Annotated in this window: 18 protein-coding genes and 1 tRNA gene; 3 read left to right on the top strand and 16 right to left on the bottom strand. The window is 37.9% G+C overall.

Annotated elements, in window-relative coordinates; genetic code table 11:
- Positions 1-37 precede the first annotated feature (37 nt).
- The 3 genes from QVP90_RS13210 to gpmA all read right to left on the bottom strand — a co-directional run bounded on the left by QVP90_RS13210 (position 38) and on the right by gpmA (position 3,641).
- A complete protein-coding gene (locus tag QVP90_RS13210; protein ID WP_005930091.1) occupies positions 38-1,489 on the bottom strand; it encodes an arylsulfatase in 1,452 nt (483 codons plus the stop codon).
- 200 nt (positions 1,490-1,689) lie between these two features.
- The gene (locus tag QVP90_RS13215; RefSeq protein ID WP_021936689.1) at positions 1,690-2,742 is read right to left on the bottom strand and encodes a class I fructose-bisphosphate aldolase; all 1,053 of its coding nucleotides are present in this window, start codon (positions 2,740-2,742) and stop codon (positions 1,690-1,692) included.
- Positions 2,743-2,885: 143 nt separating this feature from the next.
- Positions 2,886-3,641: a 2,3-diphosphoglycerate-dependent phosphoglycerate mutase gene (gpmA, locus tag QVP90_RS13220; protein WP_005930085.1), complete on the bottom strand. Its 756-nt coding sequence runs from the start codon at positions 3,639-3,641 to the stop codon at positions 2,886-2,888.
- Between the two features lie 212 nt (positions 3,642-3,853).
- On the opposite strand from gpmA, the gene QVP90_RS13225 reads away from it, so the two are divergent.
- The gene (locus QVP90_RS13225; RefSeq protein ID WP_264381116.1) at positions 3,854-5,674 is read left to right on the top strand and encodes a PAS domain-containing sensor histidine kinase; all 1,821 of its coding nucleotides are present in this window, start codon (positions 3,854-3,856) and stop codon (positions 5,672-5,674) included.
- Between the two features lie 9 nt (positions 5,675-5,683).
- Positions 5,684-6,496, top strand: a complete 813-nt coding sequence (locus QVP90_RS13230) for an alpha/beta hydrolase (protein WP_021936691.1) — start codon at positions 5,684-5,686, stop codon at positions 6,494-6,496.
- Here the strand turns inward: QVP90_RS13230 and QVP90_RS13235 are convergent.
- The 4 genes from QVP90_RS13235 to QVP90_RS13250 are packed head-to-tail and all read right to left on the bottom strand — an operon-like array spanning position 6,464 to position 10,820.
- Entirely contained in the window at positions 6,464-7,918 is a 1,455-nt protein-coding gene (locus tag QVP90_RS13235) for an ATP-binding cassette domain-containing protein (RefSeq protein ID WP_005930076.1), read from the bottom strand. The genes QVP90_RS13230 and QVP90_RS13235 overlap by 33 nt on opposite strands.
- 1 nt (position 7,919) lies before the next feature.
- The gene (gene pulA, locus QVP90_RS13240; protein WP_021936692.1) at positions 7,920-9,920 is read right to left on the bottom strand and encodes a type I pullulanase; all 2,001 of its coding nucleotides are present in this window, start codon (positions 9,918-9,920) and stop codon (positions 7,920-7,922) included.
- A gap of 34 nt (positions 9,921-9,954) precedes the next feature.
- The gene (ruvC, locus tag QVP90_RS13245; protein WP_005930070.1) at positions 9,955-10,521 is read right to left on the bottom strand and encodes a crossover junction endodeoxyribonuclease RuvC; all 567 of its coding nucleotides are present in this window, start codon (positions 10,519-10,521) and stop codon (positions 9,955-9,957) included.
- Positions 10,518-10,820: a DUF4286 family protein gene (locus tag QVP90_RS13250; RefSeq protein ID WP_044094074.1), complete on the bottom strand. Its 303-nt coding sequence runs from the start codon at positions 10,818-10,820 to the stop codon at positions 10,518-10,520. The genes ruvC and QVP90_RS13250 overlap by 4 nt, the downstream gene beginning before the upstream one ends.
- 112 nt (positions 10,821-10,932) lie before the next feature.
- Here QVP90_RS13250 and QVP90_RS13255 point away from each other — a divergent pair.
- Positions 10,933-11,006, top strand: a tRNA-Ala gene (locus QVP90_RS13255).
- 478 nt (positions 11,007-11,484) lie between these two features.
- Here QVP90_RS13255 and QVP90_RS13260 read toward each other — a convergent pair.
- The 9 genes from QVP90_RS13260 to QVP90_RS13300 form a co-directional block, all read right to left on the bottom strand.
- Positions 11,485-12,201 (bottom strand): hypothetical protein, encoded by a 717-nt coding sequence (locus tag QVP90_RS13260; RefSeq protein ID WP_005929922.1) that lies wholly within the window; start codon positions 12,199-12,201, stop codon positions 11,485-11,487.
- A gap of 729 nt (positions 12,202-12,930) precedes the next feature.
- Positions 12,931-13,704 (bottom strand): WecB/TagA/CpsF family glycosyltransferase, encoded by a 774-nt coding sequence (locus QVP90_RS13265; RefSeq protein ID WP_005929917.1) that lies wholly within the window; start codon positions 13,702-13,704, stop codon positions 12,931-12,933.
- Positions 13,705-13,720: 16 nt separating this feature from the next.
- Positions 13,721-14,290, bottom strand: coding sequence for a YdcF family protein (locus tag QVP90_RS13270; RefSeq protein ID WP_229034300.1), 570 nt, complete (start codon positions 14,288-14,290; stop codon positions 13,721-13,723).
- A gap of 217 nt (positions 14,291-14,507) precedes the next feature.
- Entirely contained in the window at positions 14,508-15,071 is a 564-nt protein-coding gene (locus QVP90_RS13275) for a YdcF family protein (protein WP_021936695.1), read from the bottom strand.
- Positions 15,072-15,606: 535 nt separating this feature from the next.
- Complete coding sequence (locus tag QVP90_RS13280; protein ID WP_021936696.1) at positions 15,607-16,776, bottom strand: glycosyltransferase family 4 protein; 1,170 nt, start codon at positions 16,774-16,776, stop codon at positions 15,607-15,609.
- A 55-nt stretch (positions 16,777-16,831) separates the two neighbouring features.
- On the bottom strand, positions 16,832-18,025 hold the full coding sequence (locus QVP90_RS13285; protein WP_021936697.1) for a glycosyltransferase family 4 protein: 1,194 nt from the start codon (positions 18,023-18,025) through the stop codon (positions 16,832-16,834).
- A 127-nt stretch (positions 18,026-18,152) separates the two neighbouring features.
- Complete coding sequence (locus QVP90_RS13290) at positions 18,153-19,064, bottom strand: glycosyltransferase family 2 protein (RefSeq protein WP_021936698.1); 912 nt, start codon at positions 19,062-19,064, stop codon at positions 18,153-18,155.
- Positions 19,036-20,349 carry an O-antigen ligase family protein gene (locus QVP90_RS13295; RefSeq protein WP_021936699.1) on the bottom strand — a complete coding sequence of 438 codons (1,314 nt, stop codon included), beginning with the start codon at positions 20,347-20,349 and terminating at the stop codon, positions 19,036-19,038. Before QVP90_RS13295 ends, QVP90_RS13290 begins: the two co-directional genes overlap by 29 nt.
- A 4-nt stretch (positions 20,350-20,353) precedes the next feature.
- Positions 20,354-21,159: glycosyltransferase family 4 protein (locus tag QVP90_RS13300; protein ID WP_288204498.1), on the bottom strand; the 806-nt coding region annotated here is incomplete at its 5' end.

Here is a 21,159-nt window from a genome sequence, read left to right on the forward strand (position 1 = left end):
AATAGTTTTTTCTTTTTCTATTACCAAAAAAAGAATCTTAAAAGAGAGGCCAGTTCGGATCGTCTACATGTGCTTCTTTCATGATATTTTTTAACTCTTCCACCTTTTCGGGATACTGACTTAAAACATTGTGCTTTTCCGAAGGATCAGCAGCCAGATTGTAAAGTTCATAATAAGGTTTATCACCGCGTATATTCATATGAACAAGTTTCCATGAACCCTTGCGAACAGCTTGGCGACCATTTAATTCCTGAAATTCGAAATACAGGTATTCATGTTCTTTTTGACCTTTCCGGTTCTCAAGCAAAGGAAGCATACTTACACCATCCATCTCTCGAAGGTCGGCTTTAGGACGTAACATTTCTTCAAAAGTAGGCATCAGATCCCAGAAAGAACACATAAAATCGGTTTCCGTACCGGATTGTACATGTCCCGGCCAGGACACAATCATGGGAACCCGGATTCCTCCCTCATACAGATCGCGCTTATAGCCACGCCAGATACCGTTGCTGTTGAAAAAATCGGGATCGGCTCCTCCTTCCTGATGAGGACCATTGTCACTTGCAAAAATAATAAGAGTATTCTCGTACATTCCTTTTTCTTTCAATTTCTGGACCAATTGTCCTACATATACATCGAGTCGATAAATCATCGCAGCGAATGTAGCACGTGGATTCAACTGAGTGCAATATCCTCCTTTACGGAAAGCAGGACTTCCAGGTTCAAACCCTTTGTATGGAACCTCCGGAAATTTACCGCGAAATTTTTTAATAATGCTATCTTCGGGAACAATCAGTTCAGCATGCGGAATAATGGTCGGATAAAATAAGAAAAACGGTTCTTCCTGCTTCCTGGCATCCAAGAAAGAAAGTGCTTTAGAATGAATCAAATCCTGAGAATAGGTTCCCTTGCCATACTCCACCTCCAATACATTATCTTTCAGCTCGATACGTTGATCATTTTCCCATAAATGATCGGGATAATAACTATGCGCTAACAATTGACAATTATAACCATAGAAATAATCGATTCCCTGCTTATTAGGATCACCCGTAGAGCCGATAAAACCTAATCCCCATTTACCAAAAGCAGCAGTTTTATATCCGGCATCTTTAAACAGGTGGAAAATGGTACGTGCATCGGCCGGCAGAGGAAATTGTCCTTCGGGATCAAGCTCCTTATTTCCACGAATAGCTGTGTGCCCACTATGGGTACCGGTCAGAAGGCAAGAACGTGAAGGGGCACTAACCGTAGTCCCCGAATAGCATTGCGTAAAACGCATTCCGTTTTGTGCCAACTGATCGATGTTGGGAGTATCGAACTTCTCTTGCCCGTAACAGCTCAAATCACCGTAGCCCAAGTCATCGGCCAGAATAAAAACAATATTAGGCCGTTGAGGAGTTTTTGATTTCTTCTTTTGGGCAAAACCGGATTGAACACTGACAAGACCGATAAACAAAGCACCACTATACAAGATTCTCTTCTTCATAACATTTTATATAAGATTACGGTACAAAGATAAGGTTTTCAAATAAGAATATTATTTTATATTAGTACAAAGAATGTAAAGGAATCTATTTTTATTACTATCTATTTCATCATATCCATTGCAAAAAAAAACAGGAAGGTCACAGAGCCCTATTAAATAATACGCTCTGTGACCTTTGCATCACACGATGTCAAATGGAATTAGGCAATCGTAACGGCCGGATCCAAATAAACATCCTGAATAGCATTCAACAATTCCACACCTTTATTCATAGGCTTCTGGAAAGCTTTACGCCCACTGATCAATCCCATGCCACCGGCACGCTTATTGACAACAGCCGTAACCACAGCATCCCTCAAATCGGAAGCACCGTGAGACTCACCGCCGGAATTTATCAATCCGACACGACCCATATAGCCATTAGCCACTTGATAACGGCAAAGGTCAATCGGATGTTCCGAAGTCAGTTGTGTGTACATACGCTCATCTGTTTTACCGAAACCGATAGCCTTGAAGCCACCATTATTCGTAGGAAGTTTCTGTTTTACGATATCTGCCTTGATAGTTACCCCAAGTCGGTCTGCCTGCCCGGTAAGGTCGGCAGCTGCATGATAATCCACACCGTCTTTCTTGAAATCGTTATTACGTAGATAACACCATAAAATAGTCGCCATACCGAGCTCATGAGCATAATCAAAAGCCTCGGCTGTCTCTACCAACTGCCTACGGCTCTGCTCGGAACCGAAATAAATGGTAGCACCTACGGCAACCGCTCCCATCTCCCATGCTTCTTTCACCGTACCAAACATCACCTGATCATACGAATTGGGATAGCTTAATAATTCATTGTGATTCAGTTTCACCACAAAAGGAATCTTGTGAGCATATTTACGTGCCACAGAACCGAGAATACCAAAAGTAGATGCAACAGCATTACACCCTCCTTCAATAGCCAATTTTACAATGTTTTCCGGATCGAAATAAATTGGATTCGGAGCAAAAGAAGCACCGGCAGTATGCTCGATATCCTGATCGACAGGAAGAATGGAAACATAACCGGTATTTGCCAAACGACCGTGTCCCAGAATCGTCTGCAAACTACGTAAAGTCTGTATGTTACGGTCGGAATCAATCCAAATACGGTCTATCGTATCCGAAGAAGGCACGTGAATAAGTGACTTATCAATGGTTTTGCAAGTATGGTCAAGATAATAAGCTGCCTTATCACCTAATAAATCTGTTATTTTACTCATAATGTTATTGTTTTTAATAATTAATAATAGTTGGAAGTTAGGAGTTGGAAGCTGGAAGCTGGAAGTTAAGAGCTGACAATAAGTAGTCAAAAGTTTGTTGATCAATAACGCCAACATGCTGCATAGCTTCTAACTCCTAACTTCTAACTCCCAACTTCTCTCTTCCCCTGATTAGCCACAGCTTCCATCAGTTTCTTTATTTCTTCCGGGTCTCCCAAAAAGTAATCGTTCACCAGATTGAGATCGTCATCGAATTCAAAGACATAAGGAACGGCCGTAGGCAAATTAAGGTTGACGATATCCTCGTCAGAAATATGTTTTAAATGTTTAATAATTCCCCGTAAACTATTTCCATGGGCTACGACAAGTAATTGGTCTGCAGTCTTTAAATTCGGAAAAATAATACATTTCCAATAAGGCATAATCCGGTCGATTGTCTCCTTCAGGGATTCTGTACGAGGTAATTCTGCATCAGGCACCTCTTTATAACGAACTTCAAAGCGTGGATTGCGCGAATCATCTTCTGACAATGCATGAGGCGCTACATCATAACTACGACGCCACACTAACACCCGTTCATCTCCATATTGGGCAGCAGTTTCAGTTTTGTTCAATCCCTGCAACGCACCATAATGTTTTTCATTCAAACGCCAAGTTTTCTCAACCGGAATCCAATCCTGATCCAATTTATCCAAAGCACAATTCAAAGTCTTCACCGCTCGTTTCAAATAAGAAGTGTACGCTTTATCAAAATTAAAGCCATTTTCTTTCAACAATTCACCCGCCTTATTAGCTTCAGCAATCCCTTTTTCAGTCAAATCAACATCTGTCCATCCCGTAAAACGATTTTCTTTATTCCATGCACTCTCGCCGTGGCGGAGCAAAACAATCTTTTTCATTTCTTATAATCTCCTTTCCGTTTTAATATAGAACATTTTTGACGAGAACAAAGTTCATACGAAAGATGGGAGTTATCAATACCTAAAAATACTGATTTATTGCTCTTTTTTCAATCTAAATCATTATTTTTACACCATAAACAATCTTTAATCAAAAAAATACGACTTTGAATACTAACAGACAATCAGACGATAAGTTTATTTTCAAGTTAATGAACAAAGCGAATATGGGATGGTGGGAAGCAGATATAAAAACCGAGCGCTATATCTGTTCCGAATTCATCTCTGATTTACTGGGGCTCGATGAGGACGGAACCATCAGCTTCAAAGATTTCAATGCACGCATATTGAAAGAAGATCAACATCATACCACTGTCTCTTCTTTTAATGAATTACAACAAACAACTGAAGAAGTATATTTACTCGACACCCCCAAAGGCGGAGTGTGGATACGTAGCAAGATATGTTTTCAGGAAACAGACAATGAAGGAAATATAAAAGTATACGGTATCGCCGAAGCACAGGATGGTCCTAATACGACCACAGCCTATCAGGCACTTCAACATAGTGAACGTATTTTACACAACATCTATAAGAATCTTCCGGTAGGAATCGAACTATATAATAAGGACGGATATCTGATCGACCTTAACAAGAAAGATATGGATATGTTTCATATTACCAATAAAGATCAGATATTAGGAGTCAATATCTTCGATAACCCGGTATTCTCTGATGAACTAAAAGAAAAGTTGAGAAACCATGAAGATGCTGACATAGCCCTTCGATACGACTTCTCCAAACTAAACGGATATTATAAGTCGCAACAGCTTCAAGGCATAATGGATTTAATGATAAAAGTAACCACTCTATACGACAATAATGAACAACCGATTAATTATTTATTGATCAATGTAGACAAAACAGAAAGTACAGTTGCATACAATAAAATACAGGAATTTAAAAGTTTCTTCGACTTGGTTGGTGACTACGCCAAAGTAGGTTATGCCCATTTTGACGGTCTCAGCCGGGATGGCTATGCATTAAAAAGCTGGTTCCGCAATGTAGGAGAAAAAGAAGGTACTCCCCTTACAGATATCATCGGTATTCATTCTCATTTTCATCCGGAAGACCGTGCGGTAATGATTGATTTTCTCGACAAAGTGGTAAAAGGTACTGCTTCCAAACTATGCCGGGACGTCCGTATCCGCAGGGAAGACGGGCATTATACCTGGACACGGATCAATGTTCTTGTCAGAAGTTATCGTCCGCAAGACAATATCATAGAAATGCTTTGTATTAATTTCGACATTACCGAACTAAAAGATACCGAATTGAAACTGATCGACGCCAAAGAAAGGGCAGAAGAATCCGATCGGTTAAAATCAGCTTTTCTTGCTAATATGAGTCATGAAATACGGACTCCTCTTAATGCCATTGTCGGTTTTTCAAGTATGATGCAGGAGACAAACGATCCAGAAGAAAGAAAGCAATATGCCGATATTGTAGAAGAAAACAACCGATTATTGCTACAATTGATTTCGGATATTCTGGATCTGTCTAAAATAGAAGCCGGAACTTTCGACATAAACCCGAAAGAGATGGAAGCACGACAACTTTGCACCGATCTGGTAAATTCATTTCAAGGAAAAGCAAAAACGGGTGTGGAGATACTTCTTGTACCCGACCTTCCGGAATTATATCTCGTCAGTGATAAAAACAGACTGAACCAAGTATTGATAAATTTCATAACCAATGCCATAAAATTCACTTTTCAAGGAAATATCACCATCGGATATGAAGTAAGGGAAAAAGAAGTGAAATTTTATGTAAAAGACACAGGAACCGGGATAGAGCCGGAAATGCAAAAAGATGTCTTTAAACGTTTTGTCAAACTCAATAGCTTCATCCCGGGCACAGGACTGGGACTTTCCATCTGTGAGAATATCGTCACACAATTGAACGGACAGATCGGTCTTGAATCAGAACCCGGTAAAGGGTCTTATTTCTGGTTTACTCATCCTTTAAGTTAGTAAAATAGAATGAATCCATACTCAGAATCCCAAAAGCCGGAATTTTGTCCGGTCAAGAACACCAACACGATTGTTATCTTTATACATGGTATTGTGGAAGGACCGGCACAGTTCAAGGATCTAATGAAACTGACAATACAGCACGGCTATTCGGCTGTTTCCTTGTTATTACCGGGACACGGCGGGACTGGTAAAGATTTTGCCCGTAGTAGCGGAGACCAATGGATCGATTATACACGTACCCAAATAAATTTATATAAACAACAATATGACAAGATTATCCTCGTCGGCCACTCTATGGGAACATTACTTTCTTTTATCGCCTATGCAGAAAATCCCGGGCAAATAACAGGAATTGTAGCCATAGATTCGCCACTGCATGTCAGTGTAAAGTGGCTGGCCATTAAAAACAACCTTAAAATAGGATTTTCTAAAAAGATATCGGAAAATGATCCGGCTCAGGCATTGCTTCACGCAAGTAGTGTAGCTCCCTGTTCGCTTTTCACCTATCTCACATGGGCACCGAGAATAATAGATTTATTCCGATTGATGAAGCAGACAAGAAAGCTGCTACACTGCGTAGCCGTACCTACTTTAGTGATTCATGCAGATAAAGACGAACTGGTCAGCAGTTCCAGCGTAAGAGTATTCCAACGTACGATATCCACAAAATATCTTCAATTGATCCGGTTGCCGGAATCCACTCATTTCGTATATGGAGAAGAGGACCTAAAAACCTGCCACAAAGCATACTGCGATTTTTTGAATTCCCGATCCACTGCCTGCTCCTTATCTATTCCTCCGCAAAAAAAGACGGTCTGAAATGACATCCGGCAATTCCGACTCGTAGTGTGTCACCATAATCATCGTTTTATCTTGCCGCCGGCAAAAGGCTTCAATCACTTTCTTTACTCTCCGGCGATTGAATGTATCCAATCCATGAAGAGGTTCATCAAGAATCAGCAGTTCCGGATCTTTCACAAATGCACGGGCCAACAGAGCCAAACGCTGCTCCCCACTGGATAACTGAAGAAACGGTTTATCCTTCAAAGAAGCAATTCCAAAAACGTCCATCCACCATTCACATACCGCCATCTGTTCCTGATGCGGACGTTTGTACAGTCCAATGCTGTCGTGCAGACCACTGGCAACAATCTCGATAGCAGGCAGATTCTTCAAATAAGCGCGATGCATTTCCGGACTGACATAGCCGATATGTTTCTTTATTTCCCAAATACTTTCACCCGTTCCTCGTTTACGCCCGAACAAACTGATATCACAAGCATAAGATTGAGGATTATCGGCACAAACCAAGCTAAGCAGGGTGGATTTTCCGGCACCATTCTCTCCGCTCAATGCCCATTTTTCGCCCCGACGGACTGTCCAATCAAGTTCTTTAAGAATAGTACGATCGCCATAACGGATACTGACTTTATTGAGTTTTACGACCTCCTCCGAACTATAATTCGTATCACTATACGGCAAATCGGCAATACGCTGCTGCAGTTCTGCAAATGATTCTTCTACAACATTTTCACGATATTTTATCAAATACTCTTCACGAGGTATTTTATCATAAACCGTCAGATGATCGACTGGAATGACATGAGTTATAAACGAGGGTACATCGTCCATCATCGAAAGTATCAAAACGATTTGTACAGAAGACATTTTCGTAAGACGTTCGAGTAATGTGAAAAGTAATTCACGCGTAGGAGCATCCAAACCGATAAAAGGATTATCCATTATAAGCACACGCGGAGAAGTAAGCAATGTTTTCGTCAATTGAAATTTCCGCAACTCTCCGCTGGAAAGCAAAATGATCTTTTTATCCAGCATCGGTTCTATTCGAAACAATTCAAAGAGTTCCTCTTTTAATGCCGGGTCTTTTATCTCACCCAACATTTCACGGACTTCGGGCGCATCATCCTGATCATGTGCATTCCAACGTTGCTGATAATAATAGTTCGCATCTGCCGCCCCATAAGTATCACGAAAAGCGATATATTTCACATTATCATATACGGTATTGGTAGAAGACGGTGAAAAGTCATACGTCAACGTCCCCTCTTTCAGTGGGTATTTTCCAAGAAGCGTATCCACAAACAAACTCTTTCCACCACCGTTTGGCCCTACGATAGCAATATGCTCACCTGCCTCCAAAGTTGCCGTTACAGGCTGTGCCAAACGCACAAGCGGGTTGCGTGCTACGCCCCCCGCTATACTTACGATATTTTGTCTCATTTTATTTTTTATACATTATCAATGCCGATTGTGCAGGAATAGAAACTTCCGGCCCATAAACCGTTCCCAAGCCACGGCTGTCGATCACACCATCTTTGCAAACAACCGTGTATTTACCTTCTGGAACTGCCAGTTTAGCTAAAGCATCACGCGAGTTATATACAACGATTATATCTTTCCATGTGTCCCCGTTCGCATTATCTTTCAAGCGGAATGCTATTAGGTTGTTACCTTCCACAGGTAGGAATTCCAAGTGTTCACGCACTTTCTCCGCGTCCCCCATACGGAAAGCCGGATGCGATTTACGCAAATCTATTAATCGCTTATAGTAAATAAATACATCATTGTTCGTGGTTTTGCGTTTCCAATCGATGGCATTGATAGAATCCGGGCTTTCGTAACTGTTGTGCACTCCTTTTTTATCACGCATCACCTCTTCACCTGCCTGAATAAACGGCACTCCCTGAGAAGTAAAAACCACTGTTTGAGCCAATTTATCCAATCTCACCAATTGCTCCGGTGTAAGTGTAGGGATACTTGTCTTCAAACGATCCACCAGACACATATCATCGTGACAAGACACATAACTTATCATCTGTGTAGGCTGCAATGCCCAAGGAGCTTTACTATAATTCACCGAATCGTAATTAACCTGCGGATGCTGAATCGCTCCCACAATACCAAACTTAAGGCTCTCCTCACTACCGGGCAATCCTGCCAGAAACGCTCCTTTATGATTGTCGCTGAAAGGCCCTCTTAAACCATCACGCAGTTCATCAGAAAATGCGGCAATCCCCGGCATCTCATGAGTATTGGCTTTCATAGCCAACGAATCAGCCGGATATTGCGGAGCTTCCGCAGCCCATCCTTCTCCGTAGATATAAATAGTAGGATCCACCTTATCCACCGCCTTACGGATTTCATTCATTGTCTCGATATCATGAATACCCATCAAGTCGAAACGAAATCCGTCAATATGATATTCATTCATCCAATAAAGCACCGACTCAATCATATACTTACGCATCATCGGACGATCGCTCGCCGTTTCATTACCACAAGCAGAGCCGTTTGCCAATGTTCCGTCTTCCTTATGGCGATAGAAATATCCCGGCGCCGTACGCTCAAAATTACTATCAGTGGTATTGAATGTATGATTATACACTACATCAAGCACCACCCGTATACCCGCCTTATGTAACGCTTGCACCATCTGTTTAAACTCTTTGATACGCGCCACAGGATTATAGGGATCGGTAGAGTAAGATCCGTCCGGCACATTGTAATTCTGAGGATCATATCCCCAGTTATATTTATTTTCATTCAACTTAGTTTCATCCACAGAAGCATAGTCATAAGAGGGCAGCAAATGTACATGTGTCACTCCCAGTTCGACCAAATGATCGATACCTGTCAATAATCTATCCGGATTTAAAGTTCCGTGCTCCGTTAATGCCAAGAATTTTCCTTTGTTTTTAATGCCCGAAGCAGAATCTATCGAAAAGTCGCGATGATGCATTTCATAAAGAATAATGTCAGCAGGAGATTTAAGCTCCGGACGTACATCTGTCTCCCAACCTTCCGGATCAGTAGTCTTCAGGTCAATAACGGCTGCCCGTTTGCCATTCACACCTACTGCTTTTGCATTGATGCCCGGAGTATCACCAAGCCATTTATCGTTTACTTTTACATTAAAAGTATAGAATTTTCCTACCAAATCCTTATCAACCGTTATTGCCCACGTACCTTCCTCTCCCAACACCATCGGTATCGTTTCATAGGCATGTCCGCCCTCTCCGGTTTCGAACAACATTAATCGGACTTCGTCTGCCGTAGGTGCCCAAAGCGAAAACTTTGTAGTCGCAGGCGTATACTCCATCTCTGTCAGGCTTCCCGAACGGACGGGATATAATTCATAAGATGCATATTCTTTTCTTGCTGGTGTACAACTCATCACTGTTGCTGTCGTCACTCCTATTATAGCCAGATAGTTTAACTTCATAGCATTTCTTTTTATTTCAAATTCACTTTATTATTCACCTCACTTTATCCGGATTCTTGGCTATAAAATCTTTCCAACCATGATATCCTTTCTCTATCGTAGGACGCCCCATTTGAAGAAAATGACAATAGGCTGCCGCCAATCCATCTGTAGCATCCATGAAAACAGGCATTTCCTCTTTCGCCAAGTGTAACATACGTTGCAACATATCGGCCACTTGCTCTTTCGATGCTTGCCCATTTCCCGTAATCGCCATCTTAATTTTCAAAGGAGCATATTCGGTTATCGGAATATCCCTGCTCAACGCCACCGCCATTGCTACCCCCTGTGCACGTCCCAATTTCAGCATGGACTGAACGTTCTTGCCAAAAAAAGGTGCCTCAATTGCCAGTTCATCCGGTAGATAACTTTCGATTATACCCAATACCCGTTCATGAATATGTCTCAATTTCAAATAATGATCACCGAATTTACGCAAATCGATAATTCCCATGGCAATCATTTCAGGCTTTGTTCCCGTCACCCGCAGCACCCCATATCCCATAATGGTAGTCCCCGGATCGATCCCCAGAATTATCTTCTCTTTTACCGGCTGTATCACTCCATAACCTCCATCAATGTCGGAAACCCGACTACCTTATCTTTAAATATTTTCGATAATTCTCCATTCAACTTCGCACCTTGTTCCAAATGCCACCGATGTAATACCCCGCTACTCTCCACCTCCCACTGTAAAGAATAAGAGGTACCATCTTCCCTATGGCTTAACACCCGGCATATACGCGGTGATTTTAACGCTCCATGTTTTTTTATTTCAGGAATATAACACTCTTTAATCCATATCAGGAAGTTATCATGAATCTCGTCATCTACTTGAAATGTCGTATTATAGATAAGCATATTTCTTTTTTTGTTATTATTTACCGCAAACATAGCAATTATTTCAGAATAATGCATTATATTTGCACCACGAAAATGGAACAAAGCCTGCAAACGTTGGCATAATACATTTGGGGGGTTAGCTCATCTGGCTAGAGCGCGACACTGGCAGTGTCGAGGTGACGAGTTCGAGTCTCGTACTCTCCACAAAAAAAGCTGTTAATCAATAAATTAGCAGCTTTTCTTTTTTCTGTAACTTATCTCAACACTACTTCAAAAGTCTTTTTTTAGCGTTTGTTACACTATTTTGTTACACCAAAATGTTACACTTTCTATCATAAAGCTGCTGATAATCAGTGTAGTTCTAAACACGATATGTGTCGAGGTGATCGGTTCGAGTCCGATACTCTCCACAAAAGCTGTTAATCAACAAATTAGCAGCTTTTTTTTCTGTAACTTATCTCAGTACTACTTCAAACTTAGCCGTAAAAGATTTGGTTTTAGATATCAGGAAAGATGCGTTAGCGATGAAGTTGAAGTAGGAATAAATAAAAAAGGAAGATAGTGTAAAAAGCTACCTTCCTTTAATTTCTTTTCCTGTTGGAATAAGTATTACAATATTATGTCTGTCATTATATGAAAAACTATAGTATCCAACAACATTCCTTATAATCGAACGATTTGATTAAAAACGGAAACCTATATAAAAACGGGGACCTGAAACTTTAAACTTAGTTTTTTCATCTGTATCCGAGCGGTCATATTTAACGGTCCCCCAACGCTTCTCCACTCCAACTGAAATAACTTTATAAGCTACAGAAAGACCGGAAACAAAGAAGCTGGCATATCCACCTGAATAATATTCATCGTCTGCATACATTCCTGCATAACTCGGTGCATAACGGAAATAAACACTGGCTTTCAGATTATCTATCGGATTTACCGTTACAGAAGGACCGATATGCATGCCTGCTGTAAAATGATAGGTGTCATCCTTTCCCCCTTCCTCATTATTCATTTCATATCCGGCAGCACTAATATCGAAATAGGTCCAGTCAAGACCAATCTTAATCATATTCAAGATAGGAGTCTTATGCAAATAAAATGTCTTTCCCAATGTAATTGCAGCTCCCCATTCACTTTTAATAGCAGCATCAAAACCATCAATTTCAAGTTTTTCTTTGCTAAAACTAAAGTTACGGTACTTTCCACGCTTCCATACAGTCGCATTTTTGTCAACAGTTTCAATCTGTTTCTGTATGTTCTGCTGATTGGTTCGTAAATCTTGAATAACAGTAGTCAGCGAATCTATTTTTGCCTGTTGTAACTCCTCCTTAGAGGTTTGTGCATTTGCCGTGTAGCCAAGGCCAATAGCTAATAATCCTAATAAAAACGATCTCATATTATTTCTTCTTAAAATTAATTTGGCTGCAAAATTATTGTACAATTCATAAATTCACAAATTTATGAAAGAAATTAACTATTGTTTAAGCATTTACATTACAAATATTAAGATATTACTCATTAATATTCTCCATTATAATTTCAAAATAAGTCTATTTTCTCCGTATCATTCTACAAATGCATTTACTTGGTTAAAGCAAGTATCCTTACATAAAATATAAATGATTTTCTCATGGCATAGTAATCTTTTGGAGTGTGATTTATGTATTCTCTCCAGTTTTTTGTGAGTAGTATTTTATCTGGTTCTTTGATTCTCATTATACCATTTTTATAGGATCATCATTGTAACCCACAGAAAATACAACTTCACGCTTCTTTATTCCATCTGACGCGAATCATAGCCTAGCCATTCTTATGTAAAAATGCTCTACAATTATAACTAATTTCCATCATATATTTTATTCCTTTATTTGTTATTTTGAAACAAATATGAAAAGAAAAAAGGTGGAGAGTAAGTGTCTATTTACTCCCCACTCTTTATTTAATCGTACAAAATTTATGTGCTATTAGAAAATAGAAATAAAGTTATAACATACTGATTCATAACACCATACAAAATCAATAAAAATCAGACAAAGTCAAATTATAAATCCCAGACAGATCACCAAAACCCAATTAAAGCCTTGATTTTTATGTTTTTTTATTAGAGTTTTATCCTACTCCCCTATCAAAGAACAAGCCAAGTAGAAATCTTTGTTGATGATTCTTTTTTATGTTTCCTTTTCCACTCATTATATAATAAAGACGGAAGCGTATAAAGAATTAAAGCACATCGCTGTATTTGCTTTTTAGGTTCACTAAATATTCGATAGACAAACTCTCCGTGTAATCGGACGATCCAGCCAGGGGCACGTCGTACGCTACACCCACTATAAAATTTAAAAACAGCTCCAACAGCAATCATTACTCCTTTCCGTAAATGTGGTTGCAGTCGATTCATGAAAATTTCTTGTTTAGGAGCTCCTAATGCAATCCAAATAATTTCTGCCTTATCTTTCTCTATCATTTGAGCAATATTCTGATAGTCAAAATCTTCCACATCACAGAATGGCAATTCATAAAATGTCATATTATCAATACGCTTATCTATTTGAGACAAATTAGACCGTAGTCCATTCAATATCGTTTGTGATGCTCCCATAAAAAACATCCGATATTTTTTTTGATGAACAAGATCTCTAAATATATCACTCCCGGCATATTGAGAACGCTTTATTCCATAAATCCAACGAAGATAGATTGGTACATAACTACTATCACAAATAGAAAACATACCGTTATTAACCACATGCATATATTCTGCATCGCTATTAACTGTATTTAATATGACCCCATCGGCTACACAAACATAACCAGAAGAGCTTTGTTGAAGCTGTTCCTCAACTGCTGCCAAAATACGAACTTTATCAAACTCGTAATTGATATTAAAATATCGTTCCATAAAATGAATAAAAATGTCAAATATACCCTACGAATGAATAAACAATATCCCCTATTTGCTCATTCAACAGTTCCTGCCATTTCATTGCGGCTTCCCAATCCGGATAAAAAGAGCGATGATTTATATTAGCCGGCCTTATGTAAGTGTTTACCGGATACATATCCAAGTGTATCCCAATTTTAGCAAAGCATTTCAAACTGCGTTTCATATGAGTAACGGAAGTAATAAGTACACATTCCTCTTCTGTTATTCGCTCTGTTTCAAGAATACTCCGAACATATATTACATTTTCACGTGTATTTCGAGCCTGTTGTTCAAGGAGAAAAACAGAACGAGGTACTCCCAACTCTTCCATATAGTTAAGAAACAATTCTTTTGTAGAGGTCCCATCTTTCTGAATAATGGAAGTAGGATCACCTGTAATCAAAATCCTTTCTACACCCCCTTTCTTCCAAAGCCTCACAGCTTCCCAAATTCGGTCTGCCCGATCAAGTTCATATTGCATTTGCCCGGTATTTCTATTCATAGAAGCAAATCCTCCCATCACGATAGCAAGTTTATATTGTTTTCCCACTGAGATTGTCATTGCACTGTATTCTTTTACAGTTAGATATTTTACATAATCTACCAGTAAATTATTAGTAAAAATTAGAAACAAAGCAATACAACTGATCAAGCACGCCTTTTTCCTGCGCCTTCTCTTAAACAAACAAAAGCCTATCAACAAGAAAAACATCCAACTGATAGGTGAAATAAGAAAGAAGTTTAGAAATTTGCTAAGTTCAAAAAACATAATTTCATTTTTAGATATAACCTTTGGTTCTGTAAACGATGCTACCTCCCCATTCGTGTAGTAGCTCTTTCCATTTCGTGAGCACCTTTATATCCGGCTTCCACCAATTAGCAGATATCATAAGAGGACTTCTTGCATCTACGGAAAAATAGTCCATGTTGAACCCTTGTTTGGAGAAACATTTCAGGCTGCGTCTGATGTGCGACGCGGTGGTTATTAAAAGACAATCCTGCCCTGCTATCCCTTTCTGTTTAAGAATTGCTGATGTGAAAAGTGCATTTTCGTATGTGTTTTCCGATTGTTGTTCAAAAATGAATGCTTCCGGAGGAACTCCGGCATACTTTTTCATATAGCTAAGGAACAGGTTCTTTTCTGAGGTTCCATCTTTATGTATGTTTGCCACCATGTCTCCTGTGATCAGTATCTTCTCCAGATGTCCTTCTTTCCATAAGCTGACAGCTCGCCACAGCCTGTTTCTCATGTCCGGCCTGATTCCATTCTGTGTTCTACTTTTGTCGTACATCACATAGCCTATTTTTCCGGTTGATTTATCCATGTATCCGAATCCTCCCATTATGATTCCTGTTTTATATTTTTTGTCCGGATCCCATTGAGGGGTGATATAAGGCTTGTCATTCCAATAGCAGACGTAAGAGTAAAATAAGTTATTGGTTAAGAGATAGGAGAACAATAGACAAATGGCAATACATCGTCTAAATATTTTAGACTGTAGTTTTAACACGATCATTAATATACCCCCTCCCCATGAGAATATTCACTAATATTACAATTAATGAATATTTCTACCTTTACTACTATGCACTATTGTCACATTTTATGGATATTCAGTTAATTTCTCGTAGAGCAACTCCCCGTTCCTCGTAGAGTTTCGCCCGATTCCTCTACGAGAAACACCCCGAAACTCTACGAGAAAATACAGAAGTTTATACAGTGCTAATAATCAACATTTTAAAAGCGAGCCAGTATGTTGCATTTTTTTACCATTTAATAATCCTTTTATTCTTCCTTCCTCCATTTACATATATCTGAAATATCAACAAAATCTACTCACCTTCTTAATATTCTTTCCTTTAACCATACCACAGTGGTTATCTATCAATGTCAGGAGCTTTTAAATTACTGAACAGAGTTTCCCATTGCTTATAGACAACTTCCGAATCATAATGCTCTTTTAATTTCTTGAAAGCCTTTTCTCCCAATTCTTCTATCAGTGTCTGATTGTTCCATAGTTCTGCTATTTGCTTATCCAGATCATCTGTATTGCCCGGTTCGAATAGTTTTCCTATTGCATTTTCTCCTTGACCGATAATCTCAGTAAATCCTCCATGATTGGGTACTATTGCCGGTTTTCCATGACAAGCGGCTTCCAATATGGCCATTGGAAATCCTTCATAGCATCTACTGGGTATTACTATGAATCGGGATTCTTGTATGAATTTTGATAATTCTTTTTTTGGAAGATATCCCTTGAATTCTACATTTTTCGGAATTTCAGTATTGTTTTTTTCTCTTTGAGCCCCGGCAAAACAGAATTTTATTTCAGGGTGTTTTCGGGCGACTTCTACTAACAAATCATACCCTTTTTCATAGCTTAGCCTTCCAATATAGGCTATATACCCTCCGGTAGTAGGAGTGTAGGAACAAGGAGCGTCAATACTATTGGGAATTACTGTAATCTTATTTTTATCATATCCGGCTTCTATTAATTTCTTTTTCTGAAACTCAGTGATACAAGCGAACATATCCACATTTTTCAGATATGCTTTAGTCCAACGTGCATACACATTTCTTAGCGTATATCCTATAGATTTGAAAATGGAATGTTCACAATTGTATTTGATGCAACTCCATTCATTTTTTCTATCCAGACATTGTTCACAAGGTTTCCCATTACGCATAAATAGTCCGGTAGGGCATATTAGGCGAAAGTTATGTACGGTCATTACTACTGGAATACCTGCTTTCTTACATTCGAAAAGAGCAGTCGGACTAATAAACGGATATAGATTATGCACATTTATTATATCCGGTTTATCTTTACGCAATATTTTTTTTATCCCTTTGACCCCTGAGTGAGAATATATCCCAGCTGTGAATCCCTTTATTTTATCAGATATTGTATCTCTCGCCCCTTCAGTTGTCAAACGGTAAAAACAAACAGTATGGTTGTGGCTTTGAAACATGGCAGCCATTTTGTCTACAACTGCTTCTTCACCACTGTATTTTCCGTAATTATTGTGGACTAAAAGAAATCTCATCAGTTATTTGCATAATTTACATTGTGTGATTGTTGTCTATATTAAATAATCAAGTTTATATGGGTCTATATCTCCCTTTCCAAAGCTTTATGAAAATGGAACTAAGAAGAGATTGTCTTTTTTTCTTCGTTCTACATGTATATTGTATTGCTTCATAACAAGCTTTACTAAATCTATCCAGATCCCAATTACTTATTATTTTCAAAGATGCTTCTTTCATTCTTTTTTTATTGTCTTCTGTAGATAAATGGAAAGAGCATAGTTTATTAATCAAATCAGATTTATCGGAAGGGGAGAATACATATCCATTAATATTTTCTTGTACTAATGTGTGTGTGGCTCCACACTTTTCACTTGCAATAATAGGAAGCCCACAGGCCATGGCTTCATTGATAACTAATCCCCAAGTTTCATCTTGTTTGCTTGCTATGATAAATGCTTCGGCATTTTGATATATAGAGATTAATTCTTTTTGTTGTAAATAGGGAAATAAGATTATGTCTTTTTCAAGTTGATTTTCATGGATAAATGCTTCGATGTTCTTGCGTTCATCACCTTCGCCCACTAATACTAACTTATATGATTTTTCTTTGAATGCATTTTTGTATTGTTTGTAACAATTGAGTAAAAAGATGAAGTTTTTTTTAGGGATTTGTCTTCCTATTGATAAAAAGTATTTATGATCTATTTTTATTTGTTTTTTATTATTTTGCTGCCAAAAGGAATTGTCAACCACATCTAACCCATAGAATAGTTGTTCTTTTCTGAAATTCCAAAACAAACCAGTATCTTCCCATTCTATTGAAGGATAGATCATTGCATCGACTCCATTATAAATGTTTTGCTTTATAAAATTTATAAAACAATTTCGTTTTACATCTTCTACTTTTGCATCATCAAAAATGATAACTTTCTTATTATTATTTTTTGCCCATGCTATAGCTATAGCACCTGAGGGAAATGCAATAGCACCAGCTATGACTATATCGGGAGATAACTCATTTAGTTTGCTGTTAATTGCTTTTTCAATATCGCTTCCTTTTAGGGCTTCCATCTTAGCAAAAGGAAAAAGAATGGACCAATGTAATCCACAATTTTCATGCTGTTTTGCAAAAGCATATGGGCTCCCCTTACCTGCTATTTCTACGACTGTCAACTCTATTCCTTTAGATTTTAAGTAAGAGTGTAGTACTTTGATGCGAGCAGGCCAATATATACGAAAATCTGTATGTAGAATGCTAACCTTCATTGGGTATAACTAATATTAAGTGCTAATTTTTATTATGTTTTTGAATAATATATGTGTGTTGATATGGAAGTAGAAAACAAAATAATTGATTTTCAATATACCAAAATTCGATATAATGTCTGATATTTTATTTAAATATTTGATCAATTATTTTTTTAGGGAAAAAAGTCAATATGTAGAATATTAAATTTTTCCAAGTTAATTTATGGTTGATAGACAATCTGATGTCCTTTCGGGCATTTTTATTTAATCCTTTTTGTAGAAAAACCCTTGCCCGCATTTTATACCAAATAGCAATATATGTGTTTAAATATTTAATATTGGAATATTTAATTAACAGATTTTCTAATTGGTTGCCTACAATATCCGGTATATCAGGGAGACGTTTTTGCTGATCTGTGTTGTAATTGTTTTTATCATTATTGAAAATACAATATGCTTTTTTATTGTAGGCTATCTTAAATTTTAATGATAACCGTGCCCAAGTAAGCAAATCTTCGCCTGATTTAATTCCCTGTGGAAACCCACCGATAATTTTTATCGCTTCTTTTCTTACCATTACAGCAGAAGTCCATAGAGGTGGATGTGAACAACTGGCTACTTCAAAATAGTTATTTAGGATTCCATCATGTTCTCGAAATGGTATTTTGCGAATAGTCGTATCTGATATATTTTCATTATCATCTTTAAATTTGTAGTTACAAGCATAGATGCTACATTCTGGATATTTTTGATATAATTCATATTGTGAAGCAAGGTACTCTGACTGCCATTCGTCATCAGCGTCTAAAAAAGCTATTAGTTCATATTTCGCCTCTTCTATGCCTTTGTTCCGTGCAGCAGATACTCCTGCATTTTTCTGATGAACTAACCGGATACGCGGATCTTTCAGTTTTTCAACTTCTATCACGCTGTTGTCTGTACTTCCATCATTTACAATGACTATTTCGAAGTCTTGAAAAGTCTGCGTAAGGACTGATTGTAATGTCCTTTTTATTTGCTTTTCTTTATTATACAGTGGTATTACAACTGAAATCATATCTTTTTCCTTTTATAAGTCCTAACATCATTCCATAAAATCCGAATGGATAAGAAAGTGTAGCCATTGAGTAATTTACTACGTTATCTGTATACATAGTCAATGCTACTCCTGCAATACTGCCTCCAGCTACAATTGCACACATTTTTATAGCTATACTATTCTTTTTATTATATTCTATAAAGCAATGAGTGATAATGCTGACAATGATCAATAGGTATAGTACAATTCCAATCAATCCATTGTCACATGAAATTTGAACATAGTCATTGTGTGGGACTTTCAATCCCCCAAAAACATAGTTGGAGTACATATAATTTTGTATACTTCCCGTGCCTGATCCCGTTAGTTTATTATTGTTATAAAAAAGTTTTTGTAGATGTTCCCACATAGCGAATCTCGCATTACTATTTATATCGTCTTTAGAAATTTCCCCATGCTTTAATTGTTCTATATTGACGTTTTTCTCATCCTTGAACATCTTTCCTTTCACACTGGGAATATTGAAAATAGCAATGATAAATAATAGTAAAACTCCCAATATAACAGGCATTGACTTTAATTTATACCTAAAGAAGAAAAAAGTCATTACTGCTAATGCCGTTCCCATGATACTGGTACGGAATACCCATAAAATACAAGGAATCATAAATAGAATACACAATAATAAATCTTTTTTTTCTTTTCCGCCGTGATAGTATAACGCTAAAGAAAATATGCATATGGATATGTAATGTATGCTTCGTGCTGTTCCATACCAGAATACCCCCGGAACCAAATAGCCGATCAATGGGATAAACGAAAATCCGATAGATACGATCGCGACTATTCTGGCTATCAGCCCGGCTTTTAAAAATATCTCTTTGTCCCTTACTGCTGCTGAGGCAAAAAGCATAATCAGCAGAGGATAACTGTATTTTAATATGACACGAAATCCATAGCTTGCAGATAAAGTATAACTCAATCCTATAATTAGCCATATCATATAAATCATATATAGAATTACTACTATGTTCCATTGTGGTTTTCGTTTTACTATAAACAGTCCAACCAAAAGGAATATTTCCAGTATCATCAATCGGATAGCCATCAAGTCTAACATTCCGGGTGCTGAAAAAGCCAACAAGCCTGTAGAGAAGGTCAGTACCCAAAACAATTCCGGTCCATCCAGCAGTATTTTTTTCTTTTTATCGAGAGGATGGGTCACGATATCCTGTTTTGTAAACAGGAACTTGACACCTGCAACCGTGATAATTAGAAAATATATATAGTTGAAAAAATACATAATTTCAGCGTCTTATTTTACTATATAAATCATTGAATAACAAAGTATACTGTCCATGTATAAATTGCTTTGCGTATTTTGTTGCTTTCATGGAGAATCTTTCCATTATTTGAGGATTTTCCAGAAGATGATGTATTTTTTTTACCATGTCTTCGATATTTTCTTTCTCATGTAGTAATCCTGTTTCTTTATCTTTCACTATTTCCGGTAGGCCTCCTGCATTCGACGCTACTACTACGCATCCTCTTGCCATCCCTTCAATGGCTGTCAGGCCGAATCCTTCGCTACGCGATGGTATCAGTAAGATGTCTATCATATCATAATATGTCTGCAGTTGTTCTTGCTCTTGTCTGCCAGCCCATGTGATATCTTTATTTGTAGTTGAATCTTTTGCTTGCTGCTGCATTTGTTCTTTCAGAGAACCGTCTCCAACAATTAAAAGGTGTATTTTCGGATATCCTTTTTTTATTTGTTCAAAAGCTGGAATAATGAGGTCCATTCCCTTTATCTTTTCCAATCGGCTTACTACCCCCAAAGTAACAGATGTGGAAAAGTTGCGCGTATCTTTGCGTATCTGTATGTACGGAGGCAATGCATTATAGATCGTAAAGTGGTTTCTTTTTTGTAATTTTGTCTGTTGTGTGTACATACATGAATTGCCGAAAAAAGATTTTTCAGCAATTAGAGTGATGTTGGTGAATACACGTATACAATGTTTTTGGATGAAATGTACCAACTTCAAGTTCGGATAAATATCGGCCGCAGTGTGTGCTGTAGCGATAATATTTTTTATTCCTATCATGCGTAACA

Origin of the sequence: Bacteroides sp. CAG:189, from assembly GCF_000432295.1 — a bacterium.
GTDB lineage: Bacteria > Bacteroidota > Bacteroidia > Bacteroidales > Bacteroidaceae > Bacteroides > Bacteroides salyersiae.